This is a genomic window from Streptomyces sp. NPDC031265 (genome assembly GCF_055570295.1).
Genome location: NZ_JBVIHM010000013.1, coordinates 181,144 through 204,237 on the forward strand (window position 1 = coordinate 181,144; position 23,094 = coordinate 204,237).

At 73.1% G+C, this 23,094-nt stretch carries 15 protein-coding genes; 5 read left to right on the top strand and 10 right to left on the bottom strand.

Features of this window, described 5'->3' with window-relative positions; genetic code table 11:
• Positions 1-7 precede the first annotated feature (7 nt).
• A complete protein-coding gene (locus tag ACZ499_RS21505; protein ID WP_468677034.1) occupies positions 8-4,663 on the top strand; it encodes a hypothetical protein in 4,656 nt (1,551 codons plus the stop codon).
• Between the two features lie 102 nt (positions 4,664-4,765).
• Here the strand turns inward: ACZ499_RS21505 and ACZ499_RS21510 are convergent, their stop codons facing one another.
• The 8 genes from ACZ499_RS21510 to ACZ499_RS21545 form a co-directional block, all read right to left on the bottom strand.
• Entirely contained in the window at positions 4,766-6,346 is a 1,581-nt protein-coding gene (locus ACZ499_RS21510) for a GMC family oxidoreductase (protein ID WP_468677036.1), read from the bottom strand.
• Between the two features lie 19 nt (positions 6,347-6,365).
• A complete protein-coding gene (locus tag ACZ499_RS21515; protein ID WP_468677038.1) occupies positions 6,366-7,961 on the bottom strand; it encodes an APC family permease in 1,596 nt (531 codons plus the stop codon).
• An 81-nt stretch (positions 7,962-8,042) separates the two neighbouring features.
• Positions 8,043-9,512 carry an aldehyde dehydrogenase family protein gene (locus ACZ499_RS21520; RefSeq protein ID WP_468677040.1) on the bottom strand — a complete coding sequence of 490 codons (1,470 nt, stop codon included), beginning with the start codon at positions 9,510-9,512 and terminating at the stop codon, positions 8,043-8,045.
• A gap of 108 nt (positions 9,513-9,620) precedes the next feature.
• The gene (locus ACZ499_RS21525) at positions 9,621-10,763 is read right to left on the bottom strand and encodes an aromatic ring-hydroxylating oxygenase subunit alpha (protein ID WP_468677043.1); all 1,143 of its coding nucleotides are present in this window, start codon (positions 10,761-10,763) and stop codon (positions 9,621-9,623) included.
• Entirely contained in the window at positions 10,760-11,971 is a 1,212-nt protein-coding gene (gene solA, locus ACZ499_RS21530; RefSeq protein ID WP_468677044.1) for an N-methyl-L-tryptophan oxidase, read from the bottom strand. Before solA ends, ACZ499_RS21525 begins: the two co-directional genes overlap by 4 nt.
• 68 nt (positions 11,972-12,039) lie before the next feature.
• Positions 12,040-14,505 carry a GcvT family protein gene (locus tag ACZ499_RS21535; RefSeq protein WP_468677047.1) on the bottom strand — a complete coding sequence of 822 codons (2,466 nt, stop codon included), beginning with the start codon at positions 14,503-14,505 and terminating at the stop codon, positions 12,040-12,042.
• Between the two features lie 166 nt (positions 14,506-14,671).
• The gene (locus tag ACZ499_RS21540) at positions 14,672-15,475 is read right to left on the bottom strand and encodes an IclR family transcriptional regulator (protein ID WP_468677048.1); all 804 of its coding nucleotides are present in this window, start codon (positions 15,473-15,475) and stop codon (positions 14,672-14,674) included.
• Positions 15,476-15,493: 18 nt separating this feature from the next.
• Positions 15,494-15,976: a hypothetical protein gene (locus tag ACZ499_RS21545; RefSeq protein WP_468677050.1), complete on the bottom strand. Its 483-nt coding sequence runs from the start codon at positions 15,974-15,976 to the stop codon at positions 15,494-15,496.
• Between the two features lie 353 nt (positions 15,977-16,329).
• On the opposite strand from ACZ499_RS21545, the gene ACZ499_RS21550 reads away from it, so the two are divergent.
• Genes ACZ499_RS21550 through ACZ499_RS21565 form a run of 4 tightly spaced genes read left to right on the top strand, consistent with a single transcriptional unit; the run spans position 16,330 to position 20,569 of the window.
• Positions 16,330-19,083, top strand: coding sequence for a sensor histidine kinase (locus ACZ499_RS21550; protein ID WP_468677052.1), 2,754 nt, complete (start codon positions 16,330-16,332; stop codon positions 19,081-19,083).
• Positions 19,080-19,520: a roadblock/LC7 domain-containing protein gene (locus ACZ499_RS21555; protein WP_266991087.1), complete on the top strand. Its 441-nt coding sequence runs from the start codon at positions 19,080-19,082 to the stop codon at positions 19,518-19,520. Before ACZ499_RS21550 ends, ACZ499_RS21555 begins: the two co-directional genes overlap by 4 nt.
• Positions 19,521-19,530: 10 nt before the next feature.
• Complete coding sequence (locus ACZ499_RS21560) at positions 19,531-19,983, top strand: DUF742 domain-containing protein (protein ID WP_468677055.1); 453 nt, start codon at positions 19,531-19,533, stop codon at positions 19,981-19,983.
• On the top strand, positions 19,964-20,569 hold the full coding sequence (locus ACZ499_RS21565) for a GTP-binding protein (RefSeq protein WP_385547703.1): 606 nt from the start codon (positions 19,964-19,966) through the stop codon (positions 20,567-20,569). Before ACZ499_RS21560 ends, ACZ499_RS21565 begins: the two co-directional genes overlap by 20 nt.
• Positions 20,570-20,664: 95 nt before the next feature.
• On the opposite strand, the gene glpK is transcribed toward ACZ499_RS21565, so the two are convergent.
• A complete protein-coding gene (gene glpK / locus ACZ499_RS21570; RefSeq protein WP_468677057.1) occupies positions 20,665-22,176 on the bottom strand; it encodes a glycerol kinase GlpK in 1,512 nt (503 codons plus the stop codon).
• 42 nt (positions 22,177-22,218) lie between these two features.
• Positions 22,219-22,944 carry an MIP/aquaporin family protein gene (locus ACZ499_RS21575; RefSeq protein WP_468677058.1) on the bottom strand — a complete coding sequence of 242 codons (726 nt, stop codon included), beginning with the start codon at positions 22,942-22,944 and terminating at the stop codon, positions 22,219-22,221.
• Between the last annotated feature and the right edge of the window lie 150 nt (positions 22,945-23,094).

A 23,094-nucleotide genomic window follows, 5' to 3' on the forward strand; every position in this document is an offset into this window, starting at 1 on the left:
GTCCGCCATGTACGAGCTGTCCCGGGTCCGCCTCTACTCCATCGGTCCCGCCGGTGCGCGTTACGCCGACACCGTGCTGGACCTGCGCGGCGTGGGCGCGCCCGTGCCCCACCCGGCGCCCACCCAGGCGGAGTTCTTCGAGGACGAGCCGGTCGGCCCGCCGCGCCGCCCCGCCCCCGCCGGCGTGCTCTTCCTGGAGAACGGCGGCGGCAAGTCCGTCCTGCTCAAGCTGATCTTCTCGGTGATGCTGCCCGGCCACCGCAACACCCTCGGCGGCGCCAGCTCCGGCGTGCTGCGCAAGTTCCTGCTCGCCGACGACTGCGGCCACGTCGCCCTGGAGTGGCAGCACACCCTCACCGGCGAGCTGGTCGTGGTCGGCAAGGTGAGCGAGTGGCGCGGGCGGCAGGTCTCCAACGACCCGAGGAAGTTCGCCGAGGCCTGGTACTCGTTCCGGCCCGGCCCCGGCCTCAGCCTCGACTCGCTGCCGGTCGCCGAGTCCAGCGCGGTCCGCCCGGCCGCCGAGGGCGCCTCCGGCGCCCAGGGCAGGCGCCGCACCATGAAGGGCTTCCGCGACGCGGTCACCGAGGCTGGGAAGGCGTATCCGCACCTCGACGTGGTCTGGGAGGAGATCCACGACCGCTGGAACGAGCACCTGGGCGACCTCGGCCTGGACCCCGAACTCTTCCGCTACCAGCGCGAGATGAACGCCGACGAGGGCGAGGCGGCCGGTCTCTTCGCGGTCAAGAAGGACTCCGACTTCACCGACCTGCTGCTGCGCGCCGTCACCGACACCCGGGACACCGACGGCCTCGCGGACCTGGTCGGCGGCTTCGGCAACAAGCTGGGCCGCCGCGCCGAACTGATCGCGGAGCGCGACTTCACCGCGGGTTCGGTGGACCTGCTCAACCGGATCGTCGAGGCCGCAGAGGCCCGCTCCCGTGCGCGCGACATCCACGCCGGGGCCGAGCGCCGTACGCGTACGCTCGCGCGCAGGCTCTCCGCGCGCGCGGGCCAGGAGCGCGGGCGCGCCACCGACCTGGCGGGCCGGGTCACCGCCGCCGCGCACACCGTCACCGAGGCCGAGCAGGCGCGCGGCCGCAGCGCCCTGATCACCTCCGAACTCGCCTACCGCCACGCCTCGCTGGCGCTCGCCGTCGCCGAGAAGGCCGCCGCCGCCCAGCGCCGCGAGCTGGCCGACGCCCGGACGCTGCACTCCGCGTGGCAGGCTGCCGAGGCGGTGCTGCGGCACAGGGCCGCGGCCGACCGCTCCGCGCGCGTGGCCGTCGCGATCCGCGAGGCCGAGCGGGACGCCGCGCCCGCGCTCGCCGCCCGCGCCACCGCCGCCGCCGATCTCGTACGGGCGCTGCACACCGCCGCCGAGGACGGCGAGCGGGTCGCGGCAGAGGAGGAGGAGCGGTCCGCCGCGCTCCAGGAGGCGAGCGAGGCGGCCCACCGCGACGCCACGGCCGCCGCCACCGAGGCGCAGCGCGCCCGCAGCGAGGCCGGGCATCTGCGCCAGCGTCTGGCCGAGGTCGAGCAGGAGACCGCCGAGGCGGTGCGGGCGGGCTGGCTGGACGACAGCGCCCCGGACGCCGACCCGGCCAGGGCCGCGCTCGCCGCGAGCGACGCCGAGAAGACGGCGGTCGCCGCCTGGGACACGGCCCGCGAGAGCGCCCGCGCCACCGCCGACCGCGCCCGCGAGGCCGCCGCCGAGCAGGCGCGCGCCGAACTGGCCGCGGCCCGCGCCCAGGACGCGGCCGAGGCGGCCGGGAACGCGTACGACGCGGAGCGCCGCGCCGCCGAGTCGATCGCCGCCGACGAGCGCCTCGCGGAGCTCCTCGGCCTCCCGTCCGCCCCGGCGGCCGGGGTCCCGCTGCCGCGCAGCGCGACGATGTACGCGGCGGAGGCCGTCCACGCGGCGGTGCGCGGCACCCCCGCCGCGTTCGGTACGGACGGCGCGGACACCCCGCTGACCGCCGAGGAGCTGGACCGCCAGGCCGACGAGCTGCGTCAGCTCCTCGACCAGGGCATCGCCTCCGCCGAGCGGCACCTCTTCGAGCTGCGGACCGGCGCCGCCGACGACGCCCGTATCCTCGGCGCGCTCGGCGACGGCGGACTGCTGCCGCCGGGCCCCGACGTCCTCGCCACCGTCGAGTACCTGGGCGAGCACGGCATCCCGGCCCTGCCCGGCTGGCGCTACCTGGCCCAGGCCGTGGACCCCGCCGACCACGCCTCGGTGCTCGCGGCCCGGCCCGAGCTGGTCGACGGCGTGGTGATCACCGACCCCGCCTCGCACGTCAGGGCCCGCGAGGTGCTGGCAGGCGCCGCGCTGCTGCCCCGGTCCGCGGTGGCCGTCGGCACCGCCGCCGCGCTGCTCGCGCCGGTGCCCCGGCAGGGCGCGGGCGAGAGCGATGTGTTCCTCGTCCCGCCGAACCCGGCCATGCACGACGAGCACGCCGCCGACGAGGAGCGGCAGGCGCTGCGCACCCGCGCCGCCGCCCGCGACGAGGAGATCCGCGCCCTGGCCGCGCGCCTCGCGGGCGACCGGGGACTCGCCGCGCGGCTGGGCTCCTGGCGCGCCGACTGCCCGCCCGGGATGCTCGACGAGCTCGCCACGGCCGCGCGGGACGCGCGCGAAGCCGCCCGCGCCGCCGTCGAGGAGCTGACCGAGGCCCGTACGGAACGGGCGGAGGCCGACGAGGCCGCCGCCGAGGCGTCCCGGGTCCGCGACGAGCGCCAGGAGTCCGCCCAGCGCGCCCGCCGCGCCGCCGACGCGCTGGCCGGGCTCGCGTTCCGGCTGCGCGAGCGCGCGGGCTGGCAGAGCACCCTGCGCGAACTCGTGGACGAGGCCGCGGAGTCCGAGGCCCGCGCCCAGTCCCTCCTGGAGCGCGCCCGGGCCGCGGACGAGGACCGGCGCGCCACCCAGCGCGCCGCCGACGACGCCCACCGAACCGCCCGCGCGCTGCGCGCCGAGCGCGCCGAGATCGCGGGCGCGCCGGAGAACCTGCCGGAGCCGGACGCCGCCGCCCCCAAGGCCGCGCTGCCCGCCCTGCGCGAGGCCTACCGGGCCGCCTCGCAGCTGTACGAGAAGGTCGGCGTCGGCGCCGATCTGCGCGCCGAGCAGGCGCGTGCGGAGAGCGACGAGAGCGCCGCGCTCACCGAGCTGAACCGGCTCACCAACAAGGTCCGCACCCGCGCCGCCCAGCTCCTGGAGGGCACCGACGGCGCCGACGGCCCGTCCCGGCAGGCCGCCGCGGCCCGCGCCGAATCCCTCGTACAGCTCCTGGAGACCAGGGCGTCGGCGGCGAGCGAGCAGCTCGGCCGGCTGCGCGGCGAGGCCGAGCGGCTGGCCCCCGAGGACGGCGAGGCGCACACCGAGCTGCCCGAGGAGCAGGTGCCCGGCGACGCCGAGCAGGCGCAGGCCCTGCTGCGCACCGCCACCGCCGAACTGGCCGCCCGCACCGCCGAGCTGGAGACCTCGCGCGCCGCGCACGCCGAGCTCCTGCAGGCCCACCGGGCCGCCGAGGACGGGGCCGGAGGCTTCGACGAGACGGCCGCGCTCCTGCGCGACCTGCTCCGCGACCACCAGCAGGAGGAGGACGAGCAGACGCCCGAGCCGTTCCCCGGCGATCTGGCCGAGGCCCGGCAGTCGGCCGCCGAGGCCCGGCGTTCGCTGCGCGGCTGCGCGGGCGACCTGTCGGCCGCCGAGGCCGCCGTCCGGGAGGCCTCGGACATCCTGGTCCGGCACGCCAACGCGACCCGGTACGAGCAGGTGCGCACCCCCGCCCGCCAGCAGATCCGGGAGCTGCCCGCCGCCGCGCTGCCCGAGCACGCGGCGTCGTGGGCGGTGGCGTTCGCGCCCCGGCTGCGGGTCCTCACCGACGAGCTGGAGCAGCTGGAGCGCAACCGGGACTCGATCGTGGACCGGCTGCGCGGGCTCGTCGAGTCGGCGCTGACCACGCTGCGCTCGGCCCAGCGGCTCTCGCAGCTGCCGGAGGGGCTCGGTGAGTGGTCGGGGCAGGAGTTCCTGCGGATCCGCTTCGAGGAGCCCGACCAGGCGACGCTCACCGAGCGGCTCGGCGAGGTCATCGACGAGGCGACGCGCGCGGCCGTGAAGAAGAACTCCGACATGCGCAGGGACGGAATGTCCTTGCTGCTGCGGGGAGTTCAGGCGGCCCTGGAGCCGCGCGGCATCGCCGTGGAGATCCTCAAGCCGGACGCGGTGCTGCGCGCCGAGCGCGTCCCGGTCGGACAGATGGGCGACGTGTTCTCCGGCGGGCAGCTGCTCACCGCCGCGATCGCGCTGTACTGCACTATGGCCGCGCTGCGGAGCAACGACCGGGGCCGCGACAAGCACCGCCACGCGGGCACGCTGTTCCTGGACAACCCGATCGGCCGGGCCAACGCCACGTATCTGCTTGAGCTCCAGAGGGCCGTCTCCGACGCGCTCGGCGTCCAGCTCCTGTACACGACGGGCCTGTTCGACACGACGGCGCTCGCGGAGTTCCCGCTGGTCATCCGGTTGCGCAATGACGCGGACCTGCGGGCGGGGCTGAAGTACATCAGCGTCGAGGAGCATCTGCGGCCGGGCCTGCCGGTCGACCCTGACGGGTCGGTGCACGGGGAGATCACGGCAACCAGGATGTTCAAGAAGCCGGCGTAGACGCTCCGGGGATGCGTTGGCGGTCGCCTGCGGGCCGCCGGTGGCTGGTCGCGCAGTTCCCCGCGCCCCTTTCGGGGCGCGGGGAACTCACCGGCACCCTGCTCAGACGCGCGCGTCCGCCTTCATCATGTCCGCGCACTTCTCGCCGATCATCATCGTCGTGATGCACGGGTTGACGGTGACCAGCTCAGGCATCACCGAGCCGTCGGCGACGCGCAGTCCGCGGATGCCCTTGACGCGCAGACGGGCGTCGAGCGGTGCCATCGCGTCGTCGTCGGCGCCCATCTTCACCGTGCACGCCGGGTGGTAGACGGTGTTGTGCGTGGTGCGGATGTACTCGAACAGCTCGTCGTCGGTGCGGACGTCGGGCCCGGGCGCCAGCTCCGCGCCCGTCCAGTCCGCCAGCGCGGGCTGCGCGGCGATCTCCCGGGCCAGCCTCAGCCCGTACGTCATCACCCGCACATCGTGCTCATGGGTGAAGTAGCGCGGGTCGACCATCGGCTTGTCCCGGTAGTCGCGGGTGCGCAGCCGCACCGTGCCGCGCGACTTGGCGTGCGTGACGTTGGGCGTCAGACAGAACGCGTTCTCGCTGCTCGGGTAGCCGTGCCGGGCGGTGTTCATGTCGAACGGCACCGAGCCGTAGTGGAACATCAGGTCCGGCCGGTCCAGGCCCGGCTCCGTGTCCGCGAAGATCCCGATCTCCCACCACTGGTTGGAGCGGGTCGGCATCGGCCGCTTGGCGTCCCACATGATGACGCCCTCGGGGTGGTCCTGGAGGTTCTCGCCGACGCCGGGGGAGTGCACCAGCGTCTCGACGCCCACCTCGCGCAGATGGTCGGCGGGGCCGATCCCGGAGAGCATCAGCAGCTTCGGTGTGTCGATGGAGCCGCAGCTGACGACGACCTCGCGCCGCGCGGAGACGGTACGGGTGTGCACCAGGTCCGGGTCCAGGTACTCGACCCCGGTGCAGCGCCGGTCCCCGCCGATCACCAGCCGCTTGGCCCGGATCCCCGTCCGTACGGTCAGATTGGGCCGCTTGCCGATGATCGGATGCAGATACGCGACCGAGGACGACTGGCGGATGTTGTTCTCGTCCGAGTTGATCTGGAACCAGTTGGCGCCTCTGACGACCGTACGGCCGGTGTTGAAGGGCGTGGTGGGGATGCCCGACTGGGCGCACGCGTCGAGCAGCGCGCTGCCGCACGGGTCCTCGCCCTTGATGGTGCGCAGCTTCACCGGGCCGCTGCGGCCGTGGTGCTCGCCGGGCGCGTCGTTGTTCTCCAGGCGCCGGTAGAGCGGGAAGACGTCCTCGGCGCCCCAGCCCGTACAGCCCTCGGCCGCCCAGCCGTCCAGGTCCTCGGCGGGCGCCCAGAAGGCTATGCAGGAGTTGTGCGAGGAGCAGCCGCCGAGCACCTTGGCGCGCGCGTGGCGCATCATGCTGTTGCCGCGCTCCTGCGGCTCGACCGGGTAGTCCCAGTCGTAGCCCGATTCGAGCAGCCCCATCCAGCGCTCCAGGCGCAGCACGTTGTCGTCGCCGACGTCCGAGGGGCCGGCCTCCAGGACGCACACGGTCACCGAGGGGTCCTCGCTGAGCCGGGCCGCGACAACGTTGCCCGCGGTGCCGCCGCCGACGACGACGTAGTCGAACTCGTCCGTGTGGCTACCGGTGTTGGCCTCGTTCATGATTCTCTCGCTCCTTGCTTCAGCCGGCGGCGGCGGCGGTGGTGGTACCGGTGGTGGTGGGGTCGGTGTCCTGCTTCTCGGCGGCGTGGTCCGCGAGGACGCCGGTGCGGTGGCGCTGGACGAACCAGTAGTAGGCGAAGCCGCCCACGGTGACGGCGCCGACGAACAGCACGCCGCCCCAGCGCAGGTACCAGTGGTACGGGGCCGCCGCGTTGTAGACGGCGGCGCGCGGCCACAGCAGGTTGACGGTCATGCCCAGGCCCCACAGCACCGCGACGATGTTCACGGGGAGGCCGAAGCGGCCGAGCGAGAAGCGCCCGGGCGCGGGCTGCCAGGTGCCGCGCAGCCTGCGGACCAGCATGGGCATCGTGACCAGCAGATACGCCAGGTAGATCATGATGATCGCGATGCTGGTGACGACCGAGAAGATCTGCGGCTGCTTGATGTTGACCAGCAGGATGCCGATGGCGACGATCCCGCAGACCACAGCGGGCGCGATCGGGGTCTGGAAGCGCGGGCTGATCTTGGCGAGCCGGCTGCCGCCCGGCAGGTTGTTGTCACGGGCCATCGCGAACATCAGCCGGATGCCCGCGGTGTGCACGGCGAGCTCGCACACCACGACCGCGATCACCACGCACCACAGCAGTGCCTGGCCCATGGTGTCGCCGAGGGTGCTCAGGACCACGTACTGGAGCCCGTCCACGGAGAGTTCGGGCGCGCTCAGGTCCGGCGTGGCGAGCAGCGCGCACAGCAGGATGAGGCCGCCGATGACGAACGAGGCGATCAGCGCCCGCAGGATCGCGCGCGGCGCGTTGCGGCTCGGGTCGACCGCCTCCTCGCCGAGCGAGGACGCGGTGTCGAAGCCGTACATGACGTACGCGGAGGCGAGCGACGCGGTGAGGAACGCGCCGAAGTAGCCGAGCGACTGGCCGCCGCCGATGCCGTGGGTCTCCACGATGGCGCTGGGCCCGCGGGTGATGTGCGCGGCCAGCAGGACGACCAGGATCACCGCGGCGACCAGCTCGATGAAGACGCCGGCGGTGTTGATGCGGGCCATCAGCTTGACGCCGAACGCGTTGATCACGGTGGTGAAGAGGATCAGCCCGCAGGCCAGGACGACCGCGTTGGCCGCGGCGTCGTACTTCCCGCTGCCGTCGCCCACGAACTGGAACCACGACGAGATCTGAGGGAGCGTCAGCTGGAGTGCCAGGGCGACGGCGGCCAGCGACACCATGCTCGCCAGTGTCATCATCCAGCCGGCCAGCCAGCCCACGTGCGGACCGCCCAGGTTCTTGGCCCAGTTGTAGACCGATCCGGCCACCGGGTAGCGGGCGGCCAGCTCGCAGAAGCAGAGCGCGACCATCAGCTGGCCGACGAAGACCAGGGGCCATGACCACCAGTAGGCCGGGCCGCCGAGGCTGACGCCGAAGTAGAACATCTGGAACGTGCCGGTCAGGATCGAGATGTAGCTGATCCCGGCGGCGAAGGTGTGGAAGTTGCCGAGGGTGCGCTTGAGCCCCGGCTTGTACCCGAGTTCGGCGAGCGCGGCGTCATCGGCGTCGGCGCTCGCCGGGGCTGGGGAGGGCGTGGGGGGCGGGGGAGTAGTGGCGGTCATCGGGGATCACTCCTCGTACAGGATCGCGCAGCGGGGAGGGCAGGGGCGGCGTGCGGTCGGACCGGTGGGTGCGGCGGTCGTTCAGTCGAACCATCGCTGCGGGCGCGGCTCGGTGTTGCGCCAGATGTGCTTGGTCTCCTGGTACTCGGCGAGCCCGGCGAGACCGAGTTCGCGGCCCGTTCCCGACTGCTTCATCCCGCCCCACTCGGCCTGCGGGACGTACGGGTGGAAGTCGTTGATCCACACCGTGCCCGCGCGCAGCCGGGCCGCGACGCGGCGCGCGCGGGCCTCGTCGCGGGTCCACACCGCTCCGGCCAGGCCGTAGATCGTGCCGTTGGCGAGCTCCAGGGCCTCGTCCTCGTCGCGGAACCGCTCGACGGTCAGCACCGGACCGAACGACTCGTCCCGGACCACCGACATCGCGGCCGTGCACTCGTCCAGGACGGTCGGCAGGTAGTAATTGCCGCCTCCGAGCGCCGGGTCGTCCGGGCGGGCGCCGCCGCAGCGCAGCACTGCGCCCTCGGCGAGCCCGGCCGCCACATACGCCTCGACCTTGGCGAGATGGCCCGCCGAGATCAGCGGGCCGGTGCGGGCCTGCTCGTCGAAGGGGCCGCCGAGCCTGATCAGCTGCGCCCGGCGCACCACTTCGTCGACGAAGCGGTCGTGCAGCGAGTCCTCGACCAGCAGGCGCGCGCCCGCCGAGCAGACCTGGCCGGAGTGCAGGAACACGGCGGTCAGGGCGTAGTCGACGGCCGTCTCGAAGTCGGCGTCGGCGAAGACGATGTTGGGGTTCTTGCCGCCGAGTTCCAGCGCGGTGCGCTTGACGGTGGCCGCAGCCGACGCCATCACGCGCCGCCCGGTGGTCAGTCCGCCGGTGAACGACACCAGGTCCACGCGCTCGTCCTCGACCAGCGGCGCCCCGGCGGCGGGGCCGGTGCCCAGGACGAGGTTGGCGACGCCGTCCGGCAGTCCGGCCTCGGTGAGCAGCCGCATCAGCATGATCGCGGTGTGCGGGGTCAGCTCGCTGGGCTTGAGGACGAAGGTGTTGCCCGCGCCGATGGCCGGCGCGACCTTCCACGCGGTCTGCAGCAGCGGGTAGTTCCACGGAGTGATCAGCGCGCAGACACCGACCGGCTCGGTGACGGTACGGCTGTCCGTCACCGGGTTCCCGGTGTCGATGACCCGGCCGGGCTCCTGGGCCGCGACGAGGTGCCCGAAGTGGCGGAAGCAGTTGGCGATGTCCGCCATGTCGTACTCGGACTCGACCAGCCGCTTGCCGGTGTCCAGGGACTCGGCGCGGGCCAGCGCGGCCGCGTCACGCTCGATGAGGTCGGCGACGCGCAGCAGCAGCGCGGCCCGCTGGGCGGCGGGGGTCCCGGGCCAGGGGCCCCGGTCGAAGGCCTCGCGGGCGGCGGCCACCGCGGCCGCCGCGTCCTTGGGACCAGCCTCGTCGACCACGGCGACCTGCGAGCCGTCCGCCGGGCAGCGGATCTCGCGGGTCTCCCCGTCGACGGCGGCGCTCCATCGGCCGCCGATGAACAGTTCAGGCATGACGCTCCTTGACTTCCTCAGTTCCCCCGGCCGCCCGGCCGACGGCCGTGCAGCAGAGTCGGGGGCGCCGTGATCACGAGGCGCCCCGGGTCGCCGCTACCCAGGAATTCACACTTCAGGCATGTGAGGATTCAGACAGGTCAGAACCCACTCGTGGAAGGCCCGGATGTGGTGTTCGCTGGGAACCAGCACCCCGCCGTGCCGGTACGCCCGTGAATCCATGGCGGGTTGGGTGCGTTCGCACGCCTCGAAGTCCTGCACGTTGACGCGGTGGAACAGCTCCACGGACCGGGAGACGTCGGCACCGGACGCCACGACCTGCGGCGCGTACAGCCAGTCGCACTCGACGACCGTGCGGTCCACGGCCAGCGGGAACATCCGGTGGACGATCACGTGGTCGGGCACCAGGTTCACGAACACCTGCGGTTTCACGGTGATCGCGTAGTAGCGGCGGTCCTGCGCGTCCGCCAGACCCGCGAGGCGGCCGAAGCCCGCGCTGCCGTCCACGGTGAACCCCTCCGCGCCCCGCGCGAACTCGGCGCCGTGCCCCACGTAGTACTGCGCGGCGAACCCCTTGGCGAACTCCGGCAGTACATGGGTGAGTTCGGGGTGGATCGTCGCGCAGTGGTAGCACTCCATGAAGTTCTCGACGATCAGCTTCCAGTTGGCGCGCACGTCGTACGAGGTCCGGCGGCCCAGGGCCAGTTCCGCGGCCCGGTAGCGCTCCACCGCCGCCGGGTCGCCCAGGCGCTCGGTGGCCGCGCCGACCACCGTGCCCTCGAACGACGGCGGCTCCTCGGCCAGGCACACCCACACGTAGCCGAGCCACTCGCGCAGCGCGACCCGCAGCAGCCCGCGCTCCTCGCGGTCCACGTCCGGCATCCGCGCCAGGTTGGGCGCGGCGACCAGCCGGCCGTCGAGGTCGTACGTCCAGGCGTGGTACGGGCACTGCAGGGTGCGCCGGACCGTGCCGCTCTCCTCGGCGCACACCCGGGCGCCCCGGTGCCGGCAGACGTTGAGGAACGCCCGCAGCGCGCCCTCGCGCGTCCGCACCACCAGCACGTTCTCGCGGCCCACCTGGACCGTGCGGAAGGCGCCGGGCCGGTCGAGGTCGGCGGCGCGGACCGCGCAGAACCACAGCGCTTCGAAGATCCGCTCCTGCTCGTGGGCGAAGACCGCCGGGTCGCAGTAGAAGCGGCCGGGCAGGGTCTCCAGCAGGCTCGGCGCGCGCTCGGCGGCCTCGGCGGTCATCGCGCGCCTCCACGGGCGCCCGCGGAGGCGCCCGTGCCCGTGCCCGTGTCCGCTTGTGCGCCGAACCTGTGCGGGTCGAAGAGCTCGATGGGGTGGGCCGTCGTGCCGTCGAGCGCCAGGTCGGCGAGGATCTCGCCGACCACCGGCACGAACTTGAAGCCGTGCCCCGAGAAGCCGCAGGCCACGGTGGTGGTCCCGGGGTGCGCCGGGTGCCGCGCGATCACGAAGTGCTCGTCCGGAGTGGTCGAGTACATGCAGGTCGCGGCCCGCAGGAACGTTCCGGGCAGGGTGGGGGTCACCCGGCGCATGGCCGTCGCCATCTCCTCGACCTCGGCCGGGGCCACCGTACGGTCGATGGTGCCGGGCGTGCAGGGGGCGCCGTTCTTGCGGAAGAACGCGACCTTGACGCCGCCTGCGGGCCCGTCGATGGCAGGGAACCCGTACACCTGGACCCCGTCCGCCTCCTCCCACACGAAGACCGGCTGGCGCTCCGGGAGAAACGGTTCGGTGCCGCCCTCGGGCGCGAACCAGTACATGACCTGCCGCTCGACGCGGACCGGCACACCGAGGTCCGCGAGCAGCCCGGGCGCCCAGGCACCCGGACAGATCACCAGATGGCCCGCCGTGTAGCAGTTCTCGGCCGTGTGGACGCGGACCCCGCGCCCGCCCGGCAGCTCCTCCCAGCGGGTCACCGGCTCCTCGAAGTGGAGCTCGGCGCCCGCCTTGGTGGCGAGCTGGAGGTGGGCCGCCACCGTGGTCTCCGGCCGCAGCAGCCCGGCCCGCGCCTCGTAGAGCGCCACCTCGTCGTCGAGCGGGTTCATGGCCGGGAAGCGGCGGCGGATCTCGCGGGCGTCCAGCATCTCGTGCGGCAGATCCCACTGCCGGGCCGAGCGCACCGCGCCCGCGACCGTACGGCAGTCGGGGCGCCCCACCATCATCCCGCCGCACAGCAGCGCTATCCCGCGCCCCGAATCCCGCTCGATCCGGTCGTACAGCTCGTACGCCCGCAGCAGCAGCGGCACGTACGCCGGGTCCTCGAAGTAGGACTGCCGGGTGATCCGCGAACCGCCGTGGCTGGAGCCGTGCGCGTGCACCGGGCCGAACCGCTCCAGGCCGAGGACGCGCACGCCGCGCGCGGCGAGATGCTGGGCGGCGGCCGAACCCATGCCGCCGAGGCCGAGAACGATCACGTCGTACGTCGGAGCCATGCTTCCTCCCGGAGGGGTCGGTGCCCGGCCGGGCCCGCCTCGTGACGCCGTTCACCGCAGGGCGCCGTTCAACGCACGAGGTGAGCCATCCGCGGGTCGAACAGCGGCTCTTCGGCGACGGTCGCGGGGACCTTCTCGCCGAAGTACTCGACATGGACCGCCGTGCCCGGCGCCAGGACGGGCAGCCAGGCGTACGCGACGCACCGGCCGATCGTGTAGCCGTACGCGGCACTGGTGACATATCCGGCGGGCACGCCGTCGACCAGCACCGGCTCACCGCCGAGGGCCACCGCCGAACGGGAGTCCAGGGTCAGACAGGTGAGCCGGCGCTTCACGGCCGAGGGGTCGCCGAGCGCGGCGCGGCCGATGAACTCGCCCTTGCCGGGCCGGACCGCGAAGCCGAGCCCCGTCTCGTACGGGGTGTGTTCGGCCGTCATGTCGCGGCCCCAGGCGCGGTAGCCCTTCTCCAGGCGCAGCGACTCGAAGGCGCTGCGGCCCGCCGCGACCACATCGAGCCGCCGCCCCGCGTCCCAGAGCGTGTCCCACAGGCGCAGCCCGAGATCGGCGCTGGTGTACAGCTCCCAGCCCAGCTCGCCGACGTAGCTCAGCCGCAGCGCGGTGACCGGGACGTTCCCGATGACCGTCTCCTTCGCCCGGAAGTAGCCGAACGCGGTGTGCGAGAAGTCGTCGCGGGTCAGGGGCTGCACCAGCTCACGGGCGAGCGGGCCCCAGACGCCGACGCAGCAGGTGCCGGAGGTGATGTCCTGGACGGTCACGGAGTCCGGCGCGTGCGCGAGCAGCCAGTCCAGGTCGGCGGGGGAGTTGGCGCCCACCTGGAAGCGGTCCGGGGCCAGGCGCGCCACGGTCAGATCGGACCGGATCCCGGCCGCCTCGTCGAGCAGCAGCGTGTACGTCACCGAACCCGGCTTCTTCTCCAGCTGGTTGGTCGTCATCCGCTGCAGGAACGCGAGGGCGCCGCGCCCGGTCACCTCCAGGCGCCGCAGCGGGGTCATGTCGTACAGCGCGACCCGCTCGCGCGTCGCCTTCGCCTCCGCCGCCGCGATCGGCGACCAGTACCGCGCCGACCAGGCGTCGCGCACGGGGATGTGCAGCCCGTCCACCAGGGGCGCGTTCGTCTCGTACCAGTGCGGCCGCTCCCAGCCGCCGCCCTCCAGGAAGTACGCCCCCAGTTCGCGCTGGCGTAGGTGGAAGGGGCTGGTCCGCAGCGGGCGCGGGCGCTCCATCGGCTGGAGCGGATGGACGACGTCGTACACCTCGACGAAGCTCTGCGCCGCCCGCTCCTCGATGTACTCCGGCGTGAGCTGGACGTCCTCGAAGCGCCGGATGTCGCAGGCATGCACGTCGAGTGAGGGCCGGCCGTCCGTCATCCACTCGGCGACCGCCCTGGCCGCCCCCGCCGAGTGCGTCACCCACACCGCCTCGGCCAGCCAGAACCCGCGCAGCTCCCGGGACTCGCCGAGCAGCGGCATACCGTCGGGCGTGAAGGAGAAGACGCCGTTCAAGCCGTGCGCGACCGCGCTGTGCGCGAGCTCGGGCAGCAGTTCCGCGGCGTCCGCCCAGCTCGGCGCGAAGTCCTCCGGGGTGAAGGCGAGCGAGGAGGGCATGACGGGTGCGTCGTCGTACGCCGGGACCGCGAACGGGTCCACCGGCAGCGGCCGATGGGCGTACGAGCCGATGCCGAGCCGCGCCCCGTCCCCGTCCGGGTGCGCACGGAAGTACAGGTCGCGGTCCTGGTGGCGCAGGATCGGCAGCGCGGCCGCCGCCCGCGCGGTGAGTCCGGCCAGCGGGGCGGTCGTCGCGTACTGGTGGGCGAGCGGCAGCAGCGGCACTGTCACCCCGGCCAGCCGTCCGATCACCGGGCCCCAGAACCCGGCAGCCGAGACCACAAGATCGGCCGGGAAGCGGCCCCGGTCGGTGACGACGGCGGTGACGCGGCCGTCCTCTTGCTCGATGGCCGTTACCCTGTGCCGCGCCAGGAACCGGGCGCCCCGGGCCTGGGCGCGTGCCTGGAGCGCCCGGGAGGCGAGCACCGCGTCGGCGAGCCCGTCGTCGGGGGTGTGGAAGCCGCCGAGGATCTTCTCCGCGTCGAGCGGCGGCCACAGCGCCCTGCACCGGTGCGCGGTGAGCAGCTCGCCCCGCACGCCCCAGGCGGCCGCGACGCCCGCCTTGCGGTGCAGATCGGCCCAGCGCTCCCGGGTGGTGGCGACCTCAAGCCCGCCGACCACCCGGAAACAGGGCTCGCCGTCCACGCTCAGCCCGCGGAAGGTGTCCACCGTGTACGCCGCGAAGGCCGACATCGTCCTGGAGGCATTGGTCTGGAAGACCAGACCGGGTGCGTGCGAACTGGATCCGCCCGGCGCGGGCAGCGGCCCCTGCTCCACGACGGTGACGTGCGACCAGCCCCGTTCGGTGAGCTCGTCGGCGAGCGAACAGCCCACGATCCCGGCGCCGATGACGACGACGCGCGCGTGGGCGGGGTCGGGTGCGGGGGCGGTGCGGATCTCGTGAGACACGGCCTCACCCTCCTGTTGCGCAGAGCACTACCGGTTGCGCGATGTGAGACATCCTGGGGACGGCCCAGGAGAGCGTCAAGAGGGTCCGACCGGTCGCCGAACGGGGGCTTCCCAGCCATGAATTCGCCTGACACGAACGGGATGTGACGCTCAGTCAGTCGACGTGTTACCCAGGACGCCCCATGCGACGCGAGAGGTCCCGAGCGGCCTCCATCACGCGCTCGGCGACCTCCGGGAGGGACTCCCGCGGCATCCGGTACGCCGGGCCGGAGACGCCGATCGCGCCGATGACCGAGCCGTCGTGGCCGCGCACCACCACCCCCAGGGCGTTGAGCCCGTCCTCCAGCTCCTCGGCCGTCTGTGCGTACCCCCGCTCGGCCACCCGCGCCAGCTCGGCGCGGAGCACGGCCGGATCCGTGACGGTGTGCGCGGTGAAGCGCGCCAGCCCTTGGCCGAGCAGTGCCTCGCGGCGCTCCTCGGGGAGGTGGGCGAGCAGTGCCTTGCCGCTCGCGGTCGCGTGCAGCGGGGTGCGCCGGCCCAGCCAGTTGAACGCCGTGACGGCCGCAGCCCCGCGCGCCTGCATGATGTTGACGGCCGCGTCGCCGTCGAGCACGGCGACGTTGGCGGTCTCGCCCGTGACGTCCGCGAGCGCGCGGCAGACCGGCACGCCCTCCTGCGAGATGTCGAGCCGCACGGCCGCGGCACCGGCCAGACGCAGCATCCCGGCGCCCAGGAAGTACTTCCCCCGCTCCTTCTCCTGGCCGACCAGACCCCGGTTCTCCAGCGCTCCGAGCAGCCGGAACGCGGTCGACTTGTGCACCTCCAGCTCATCGGCGATCTCGGTGACTCCGGCCTCGCCGAGCCGGGCCAGCGCCTCAAGGACGCTGACCGCGCGGTCGACCGACCGCAGTGCCCCGGCGCCGCCCCGTCGTCTGCCCGTGGCCGCGTCCGGCTCCTGCACCTCACCCACCGGCACTCCTTCGGGCCGCTATGCCCGGGAGAGGCTGCCCGGCTCGCTCTGGCCTATTCGGCCGGTCCCCGACCGGTCGGCCGCCCGGGCCGCACCACGCCGCACCCGGCGCCGCTCCCGGCGCAGTTGGCGCGCGGTGCTGCTCGGCACCGACACCACGCCGTTGCGCTGGTTCCACACCTGGCGGGTGATCCACACGTCCAGGACCGCCCAGGTCGCCACCACCGTGCTCGCCACGCTGCTGAGGACCATCGGGAAGGCCAGCCAGGAGCCCGCCACCGTGCACAGGAACGCGATCACCGCCTGGATCAGCGTGAACGCGACGATCAGCACCGAGCGCACCGCCGCGTTCCTGATCGGATCCGGCAGCCGCGGCCGGATCGCGGGCTCCTCCACCCACAGCGGCGGCAGTTCACCCGCGCCGCGGCCGCCGCTCTGCCCTCTGTCGTCATGCCTGCCGTCCGCGCGCGAGCCCTCCGATGCCACACGGTTCGCACTCATGCCTTCAGTGCCCATGGATACTCAACTCCCCACCACCGGCGCATCGATGCCTCCCGATGCGCACGGGTCCGTACATCCCCGTCACAACCCCCGTACAGAAGGACGAACGGAACTCCCGGAAGATTCCCGGGATTTGCGTGGAAGGCAGAATTCCAGCCAACCGGGCCGGTACGGGAACCACTGGCCCTACGGGTGTCCTCGGCCACACTCGGGAGGTGATCTCCCGTAATACCAGGACAACCCATGATCAACCCCGGTGAGGGCGGCCGAAAATCGTCCGGACGTGCCTTCGAGTTGTCTGTGTGGCAGTAGTAGGCTCGCGCCGTTTGTTGACGGTTGATCTGGGGGAGGCCATGCGCTTTCGCGGGAAGTCCATCCGCAGGAAGATCGTGGCGTTGCTGCTGGTGCCGCTCGTCTCCCTCACCGCTCTCTGGGGATTCACGACCTACATCACCGGCCGCGAGGCCAACGAGCTCCTGAACGTCACGTACATCGTGGACAACGTCGGCTCGCCGATGGAGGACACGGTTCAGGTCATCCAGGAGGAGCGCCGGCAGACGCTCGTCTACCTGGCCGACCAGCGGGCCTCCGACGCGCTCGCCGCGCTGCAGAGCCGCCGCCAGGACACCGACCGCGCGGTGGCGAAGATTCGTTCCGCCGCCAATGACTCCCAGGTGCGCGACGATCTGCGCCCGGCGGCCAGGGCGCGGCTGAAGACCGTCCTCCAGGAGTTCGACGGCATCGGCGATCTGCGCCGGCAGGTCGACCGGCGCAGCGTCAACCGCACCCAGGCGCTGGAGGCGTACAACGGGGTCATCGAGCCCTGCTACACGTTCCTGACCAATCTCCACGCGCTGGAGAACGTCGACATGGACAAGCAGGGCCGCGCGGTCGTGGGCCTCGCCCGGGCGCGCGAGATGCTGGCGCGCGAGGACGCCCTGGTCGCCTCCTCGCTGGTCGCGCCGCAGTTCACCTGGAACGAACTGCGCGAGGTGGTCAACCTGGTGGCCAACCGCACGCTCCTGTACGAGATAAGCCTGGAGAACCTGCCCGCCGGCGAGCGCGAGATCTTCGAGAGGTTCTGGGCCGCCGCCGGCTCCGAGTCGCTCCGCGCCGCCGAGCAGAACATCATCACCGCGGGCCCCACCAAGAAGCCGCACGTCGACCTGGCCCGCTGGCAGCAGACCGCGACCCCGCTGCTCTCGCGTCTCTCGCAGTCCGTCTCCGACGCCGACGACCGCTACCGCGACCGCGTCCACCCGGTCGCCTTCAACGTCCTCATCAAGGCCGGTGTCGCGGGCGTCCTCGGCTTCCTCGCCCTGGTCTTCTCGCTCTTCCTCTCCGTCCGCATCGGCCGCGAGCTGATCCGCGACCTCACCCGGCTCCGCAAGGAGGCGCACGAGGTGTCCGGCGTGCGCCTGCCCAGCGTGATGCGCCGCCTCGCCGCCGGCGAACACGTCGACGTCGAGACCGAGGCGCCGCGCCTGGACTACGAGAAGGACGAGGTCGGCCAGGTCGGCCAGGCCCTCAACACCCTTCAGCGCGCCGCCGTCGAGGCCGCCGTCAAACAGGCCGACGTGCGGCGCGGGGTGGCCGAGGTCTTCGTCAACCTGGCCCGCCGCAACCAGGTCCTCCTCCACCGCCAGCTCACGCTCCTCGACACCATGGAGCGCCGCACCGAGGACACCGACGAGCTCGCCGACCTCTTCCGGCTCGACCACCTCACCACCCGTATGCGCCGTCACGCCGAGGGCCTGGTGATCCTCTCCGGCGCCGCCCCGTCCCGCCAGTGGCGCAAGCCCGTCCAGCTGATGGACGTCGTCCGGGCGGCCGTGGCCGAGGTCGAGGACTACGAGCGCATCGAGGTCCGCAGGCTGCCCCGGCTCGGCGTGGGCGGCCCGGCCGTCGCGGACCTCACCCACCTGGTGGCCGAACTCCTGGAGAACGCCACGGTGTTCTCGCCCCCGCACACCGCCGTCCAGGTGCACGGCGAGCGGGTGGCCAACGGCTTCACCCTGGAGATCCACGACCGGGGCCTGGGCATGACGCCCGAAGCGCTCCTCGACGCCAACCTGCGCCTCGCCGAGACCCCCGAGTTCGAGCTCTCCGACACCGACCGGCTCGGCCTGTTCGTGGTCAGCCGGCTCGCCCAGCGGCAGAACGTCCGCGTCTCGCTCCAGCCCTCCCCGTACGGCGGCACCACGGCCGTCGTGTTCATCCCGGCGGCCCTGCTCACCGACGCGCCGGAAACCAACGGCACCGGCTTCCGCCTCGACCGCAAGGCGGCCCACGGCGACGCGGCCGGGCGCCGCGAGCGCGACGGCGGACCCCGCACGCTCTCCCCGCTCCCGGTGGGCATCCCCGACCGCGCCGTGCTCGACGGGCCGGTCGAACTGGAGGCACCCGTGGACCCGTTGGAGCTGGACGCCCCGCACGTCCTGGGCGCCGGTGAGCGGGACGACGCCCGCGCCGGCTTCCCCGGCGCGCCCCGCGGGGTCCCGGCCGAGCACCGGCAGCACGAGCAGGCGGCCGACGAAGGCGCCGGAGCCCCGGCCCAGCCGTTCGGCCCCGTACCGCTGCCGCGCCGCCGCCCGCCCGCGCCGACGCTGGTCAGTGACCACGGGCGCCGGGTCGACGACCAGCCGGGCCGCGACCACCCGTCGCCCGCGGCGGAGCCGGTCCGTCCGGCCGGGCCGACCCCGGAGCGGCGGCGGGCCGACGCGCTGCGCGCCAGCGGGCTCGTCCCGGCCCCGGCCCCGGCCCCGGCGCCCGAGCCGCTGCGGCGGCCCGCGCCCGGTCGCGAGAGCGCCGACGGAACCGGTCTGCAGGGCGCCCTGCCCCGCCGGGTCCGCCAGGCCAGCCTCGCCCCCCAGCTGAAACAGACCTCCGCCGAGCCCGCGGACCGCACCGGGCCGGGCGGCCCGGGCGCTCAGCCGCAGCCCGAGCGCGACGCAGAGGAAGTGCGCAACCGTATGGCGTCGATGCAGCGTGGGTGGCAGCGCGGGCGTCGGCACAACGCGATCACCAGCGCAGAGACCACAGTCGACCGGCCCGACCAGGCCCTGGGCGACGTACGACGTAATACATCTGAGGGGGACGGTCGATGACCGCACCGAAGTCCGCAGCACACGATGTCATCGGGAAGGGCGCCGGGGAACTCAGCTGGTTGCTGGACGAGTTGGTCGACCGGGTAGGTTCCATCCGCAAGGCGCTCGTCCTGTCCAGCGACGGCCTGCCCACCGGCACGTCGAGGGACCTGACGCGGGAGGACGGCGAGCACTTGGCCGCCGTGGCCTCCGGCTTCCACAGCCTCGCCAAGGGGGTCGGCCGCCACTTCGACGTGGGCGGGGTCCGCCAGACGGTCGTGGAGCTCGACGACGCCTTCCTGTTCGTGACCGCCGCCGGGGACGGCAGCTGTCTGGCCGTCCTGTCCGACGCCGAGTCGGACGTCGGCCAGGTGGCGTACGAGATGACCCTGATGGTCAAGCGGGTCGGGGCCCACCTCACCACGGCACCACGGACCGGCCTGCCCACCGCAGGGTGAGCGCGACGGTATGAGTGACGCAGACCAGCGGGCGCCGGCGAACGGCCCGCAGCAGCCGGACCGGGTGCCGCAGCAGTCGCCGCCCCGGCAGCACCACTGGTTCGACGACGACGCGGGACCGGTGGTGCGGCCGTACGCGATGACCCGCGGCCGCACCAGCAGCGTCGGCCAGCACCGCCTCGACCTGATCGCGGTGGTGGTGCCCGAACCCGCCGCCGACGACCCGGTGCGGGACCACTCACTCTCGCCCGAACACGTCGAGATCGTCGAGCGCTGCGTCGGCACCCCGCAGTCCATCGCCGAGCTGGCCGCCGGACTCGACCTGCCCGTCGGGGTGGTCCGCGTCCTGGTGGGCGACCTCGTTCAGGACCAGCTGGTGCACGTATCCCGACCCGTTCCGCCGGCCGAGCTGCCGGACGAGTCCCTTCTCCGCGAGGTGATCAATGGCCTTCGGGCGCTCTAGCCGCAGGAAGCGGCCCGTCGAACCGGTGACACTCAAGATCCTGGTGGCGGGCGGCTTCGGAGTCGGCAAGACCACTCTGGTGGGCGCGGTCAGCGAGATCCGGCCGCTGCGCACCGAGGAGCGGCTCAGCGAGGCCGGGCGGCCGGTCGACGACGTAGCGGGCGTGGAGGCGAAGAACACCACCACCGTCGCGATGGACTTCGGGCGGATCACCCTCCGCGAGGACCTGGTGCTGTACCTCTTCGGCACGCCCGGACAGGACCGCTTCTGGTTCCTCTGGGACGAGCTGGCGCAGGGGGCGCTGGGCGCGGTGGTCCTCGCGGACACCCGCCGCCTGGAGGACTCCTTCGCGGCGATCGACTACTTCGAACGCCGGGGGCTGCCCTTCACGGTGGCCGTCAACTGCTTCGACGACGCGGCCCGTTACCCTGCCGACGCCGTGCGCTCCGCGCTCGACCTCGACCCGGACGTGCCGCTGATCACGACGGACGCGCGCGACCGCGAGGCCGTCAAGGACGTCCTTGTCGCCGTCGTGGAGCACGCGATGGTCCTCTCCGAGCGCAGACGCCGGACGGTCTCGATCTGAGGCTCCCGCGCAGGGACACGGCCCGTACCCCCACCGACTGGGGTACGGGCCGTGCGTCTTGGGGGGCGCTCCCGTGCCCTCGCGGCCGAGAAGGGCTACTTCCCGTCCTCCTCGTGCCAGCCAAGGCTGCGCTCCACCGCCTTGCGCCAGTTGCCGTACTCGCGCTCGCGCAGCCGCGCCTCCATGGCGGGCACCCACTCCACGTCCTTCTGCCAGTGCGCCTTGAGCTCGTCCAGGCCCGCCCACACCCCGGTGGCGAGCCCGGCCGCGTAGGCGGCGCCCAGGCAGGTCGTCTCGGAGACCTTCGGCCGGATCACCGGCACACCGAGCACATCCGCCTGATGCTGCATCAGGAGCCGGTTGACCGTCATCCCGCCGTCGACCTTGAGCGTGGTGATCCGTACCCCGGAGTCCTGGTACATCGCGTCGACCACCTCGCGGGTCTGCCAGCTGGTGGCCTCCAGGACCGCGCGGGCCAGGTGCGCCTTGGTGACGTACCGGGTCAGGCCGGTGATGACACCGCGCGCGTCCGAGCGCCAGTAGGGCGCGAACAGGCCGGAGAAGGCGGGCACGATGTAGGCGCCGCCGTTGTCCTGGACGCTCGCGGCGAGCGTCTCGATCTCGCCGGCGCTGCGGATCAGGCCCAGCTGGTCCCGGAACCACTGGACCAGGGCTCCGGTGATCGCGATCGAGCCCTCCAGGCAGTACACCGGCGCCTGGTCACCGATCTTGTAGCCGACGGTGGTGATCAGGCCGCTCTTGGAGGGCACGGGCCGGCCGCCGGTGTTGAGCAGCAGGAAACTCCCGGTCCCGTACGTGTTCTTGGCCGTCCCGGTGTCGTAGCAGGCCTGCCCGAAGATCGCGGCCTGCTGGTCGCCGAGCGCGGACGCCACCGGCACGCCCGCCAGCTGGCCCACCGCCGTCCCGTACACCTCCGCCGAGGACCGGATCTCCGGAAGGATCGCCTCCGGTACGTTCATCGCGGCCAGGATCGAGGAGTCCCACTCCAGGGTCTCCAGGTTCATCAGCATGGTCCGCGAGGCGTTGGTGACGTCGGTGACGTGCACCCCGCCGGCCGTGCCCCCGGTCAGGTTCCAGATCAGCCAGGAGTCGACGGTGCCGAACGCGATCTCGCCGCGCTCGGCACGGGTCCGCAGCCCGGGGACGTTGTCGAGCAGCCAGGCCGCCTTGGGCCCGGAGAAGTAGCTGGCCAGCGGCAGCCCGGTGGCGTCCCGGAAGCGGTCCTGGCCGTCCTCGGCGCCGAGTCGGGCACAGAGCGCGGAGGTCCTGGTGTCCTGCCAGACGATCGCGTTGTGCACGGGCTTGCCGGTCGCCCGGTCCCACAGGACCGTCGTCTCGCGCTGGTTGGTGATGCCGAGCGCGCTGAGCTGTTCCGCGCGCATCCCGGCCTTGGCCAGCGCGCCCGCGACCACGGCCTGCACCTTCGACCAGATCTCGGTGGCGTCGTGCTCGACCCAGCCGGGCTTCGGGAAGATCTGGCGGTGCTCGCGCTGGTCCACGGCGACGATGGCGCCGCTCTGGTCGAAGATGATGCAGCGGCTGGACGTGGTGCCCTGGTCGATGGCTGCGACGAACTTCTCCGTCATGGCTACCCCTAGGTCTGAAGGCTGCGGTGGCGCGGCGCGTGCTCAGAAGGCCGCGTGGTGGATGAGGCCGCCGAGGGCCCCGCCGGCCAGCGGCCCCGCCACCGGTATCCAGGCGTAACCCCAGTCCGACGTCCCCTTGTGGGGGATCGGAAGCACGCTGTGCACCAGGCGCGGGCCGAGGTCGCGGGCCGGGTTGATGGCGTACCCGGTGGGCCCGCCGAGCGAGAGGCCGATGCCGACGACGAGCAGCGACACGATCAGCACCGTGGTGCCGGATTCACCCAGGCCCTCGGTGTCGCCGAAGGCGAGCACGGGCAGCACCAGACCGACCGTGGCGATGATCTCGGTGACCAGATTGGCGGCCGGATTCCTGATCTCGGGGATCGTCGAGAAGACGCCGAGCGTCGGAACGGAGCCGTCCCGCTCGGAGTTGGCCCGGAACTGGGCGAAGTACACGAGGTAGGCGAGTACCGCGCCGAGGATCGCACCGGTCAGCTGCCCCAGGACGTAGAGCCAGACCTTGTCCCACTCGCCGGTGTCGACGGCGATGCCGACCGTCACCGCCGGATTGAGATGGCCGCCCGACAGGGGAGCCGCGGTGTACGCCCCGGCCAGCACGCCGAAGCCCCAGCCGAAGGCGATGACCACCCAGCCGGCGCCTCTCGCCTTGGAGTGGTTGAGCGTGACCGCCGCGCACACCCCGGCGCCGAAGAGGATCAGGATCGACGTGCCGATGACCTCACCGAGAAAGATGTCTCCGTTGCTCATGGCTGCTCCTATGCCCTCGCCCGGGGCGTGGCCCCGGTCCTCCGTGCAGGGTGCGCGCTTTCCCATGGCTGCGGAGCCGGTGGTGAGGGTCCGCCGGACCCCTCCCGGCATCCGTGACGAGCGTGCTGGTCCGGCGGAATCGCCCTGTGG

Coding starts and splice junctions, on each gene's coding strand:
- ACZ499_RS21505 (WP_468677034.1), top strand. CDS start 8: ATGTACGAGCTGTCCCGGGTCCGCCTCTACTCCATCGGTCCCGCCGGT.
- ACZ499_RS21510 (WP_468677036.1), bottom strand. CDS start 6,346: ATGAACGAGGCCAACACCGGTAGCCACACGGACGAGTTCGACTACGTC.
- ACZ499_RS21515 (WP_468677038.1), bottom strand. CDS start 7,961: ATGACCGCCACTACTCCCCCGCCCCCCACGCCCTCCCCAGCCCCGGCG.
- ACZ499_RS21520 (WP_468677040.1), bottom strand. CDS start 9,512: ATGCCTGAACTGTTCATCGGCGGCCGATGGAGCGCCGCCGTCGACGGG.
- ACZ499_RS21525 (WP_468677043.1), bottom strand. CDS start 10,763: ATGACCGCCGAGGCCGCCGAGCGCGCGCCGAGCCTGCTGGAGACCCTG.
- solA (WP_468677044.1), bottom strand. CDS start 11,971: ATGGCTCCGACGTACGACGTGATCGTTCTCGGCCTCGGCGGCATGGGT.
- ACZ499_RS21545 (WP_468677050.1), bottom strand. CDS start 15,976: ATGAGTGCGAACCGTGTGGCATCGGAGGGCTCGCGCGCGGACGGCAGG.
- ACZ499_RS21550 (WP_468677052.1), top strand. CDS start 16,330: ATGCGCTTTCGCGGGAAGTCCATCCGCAGGAAGATCGTGGCGTTGCTG.
- ACZ499_RS21555 (WP_266991087.1), top strand. CDS start 19,080: ATGACCGCACCGAAGTCCGCAGCACACGATGTCATCGGGAAGGGCGCC.
- ACZ499_RS21560 (WP_468677055.1), top strand. CDS start 19,531: ATGAGTGACGCAGACCAGCGGGCGCCGGCGAACGGCCCGCAGCAGCCG.
- ACZ499_RS21565 (WP_385547703.1), top strand. CDS start 19,964: ATGGCCTTCGGGCGCTCTAGCCGCAGGAAGCGGCCCGTCGAACCGGTG.
- glpK (WP_468677057.1), bottom strand. CDS start 22,176: ATGACGGAGAAGTTCGTCGCAGCCATCGACCAGGGCACCACGTCCAGC.
- ACZ499_RS21575 (WP_468677058.1), bottom strand. CDS start 22,944: ATGAGCAACGGAGACATCTTTCTCGGTGAGGTCATCGGCACGTCGATC.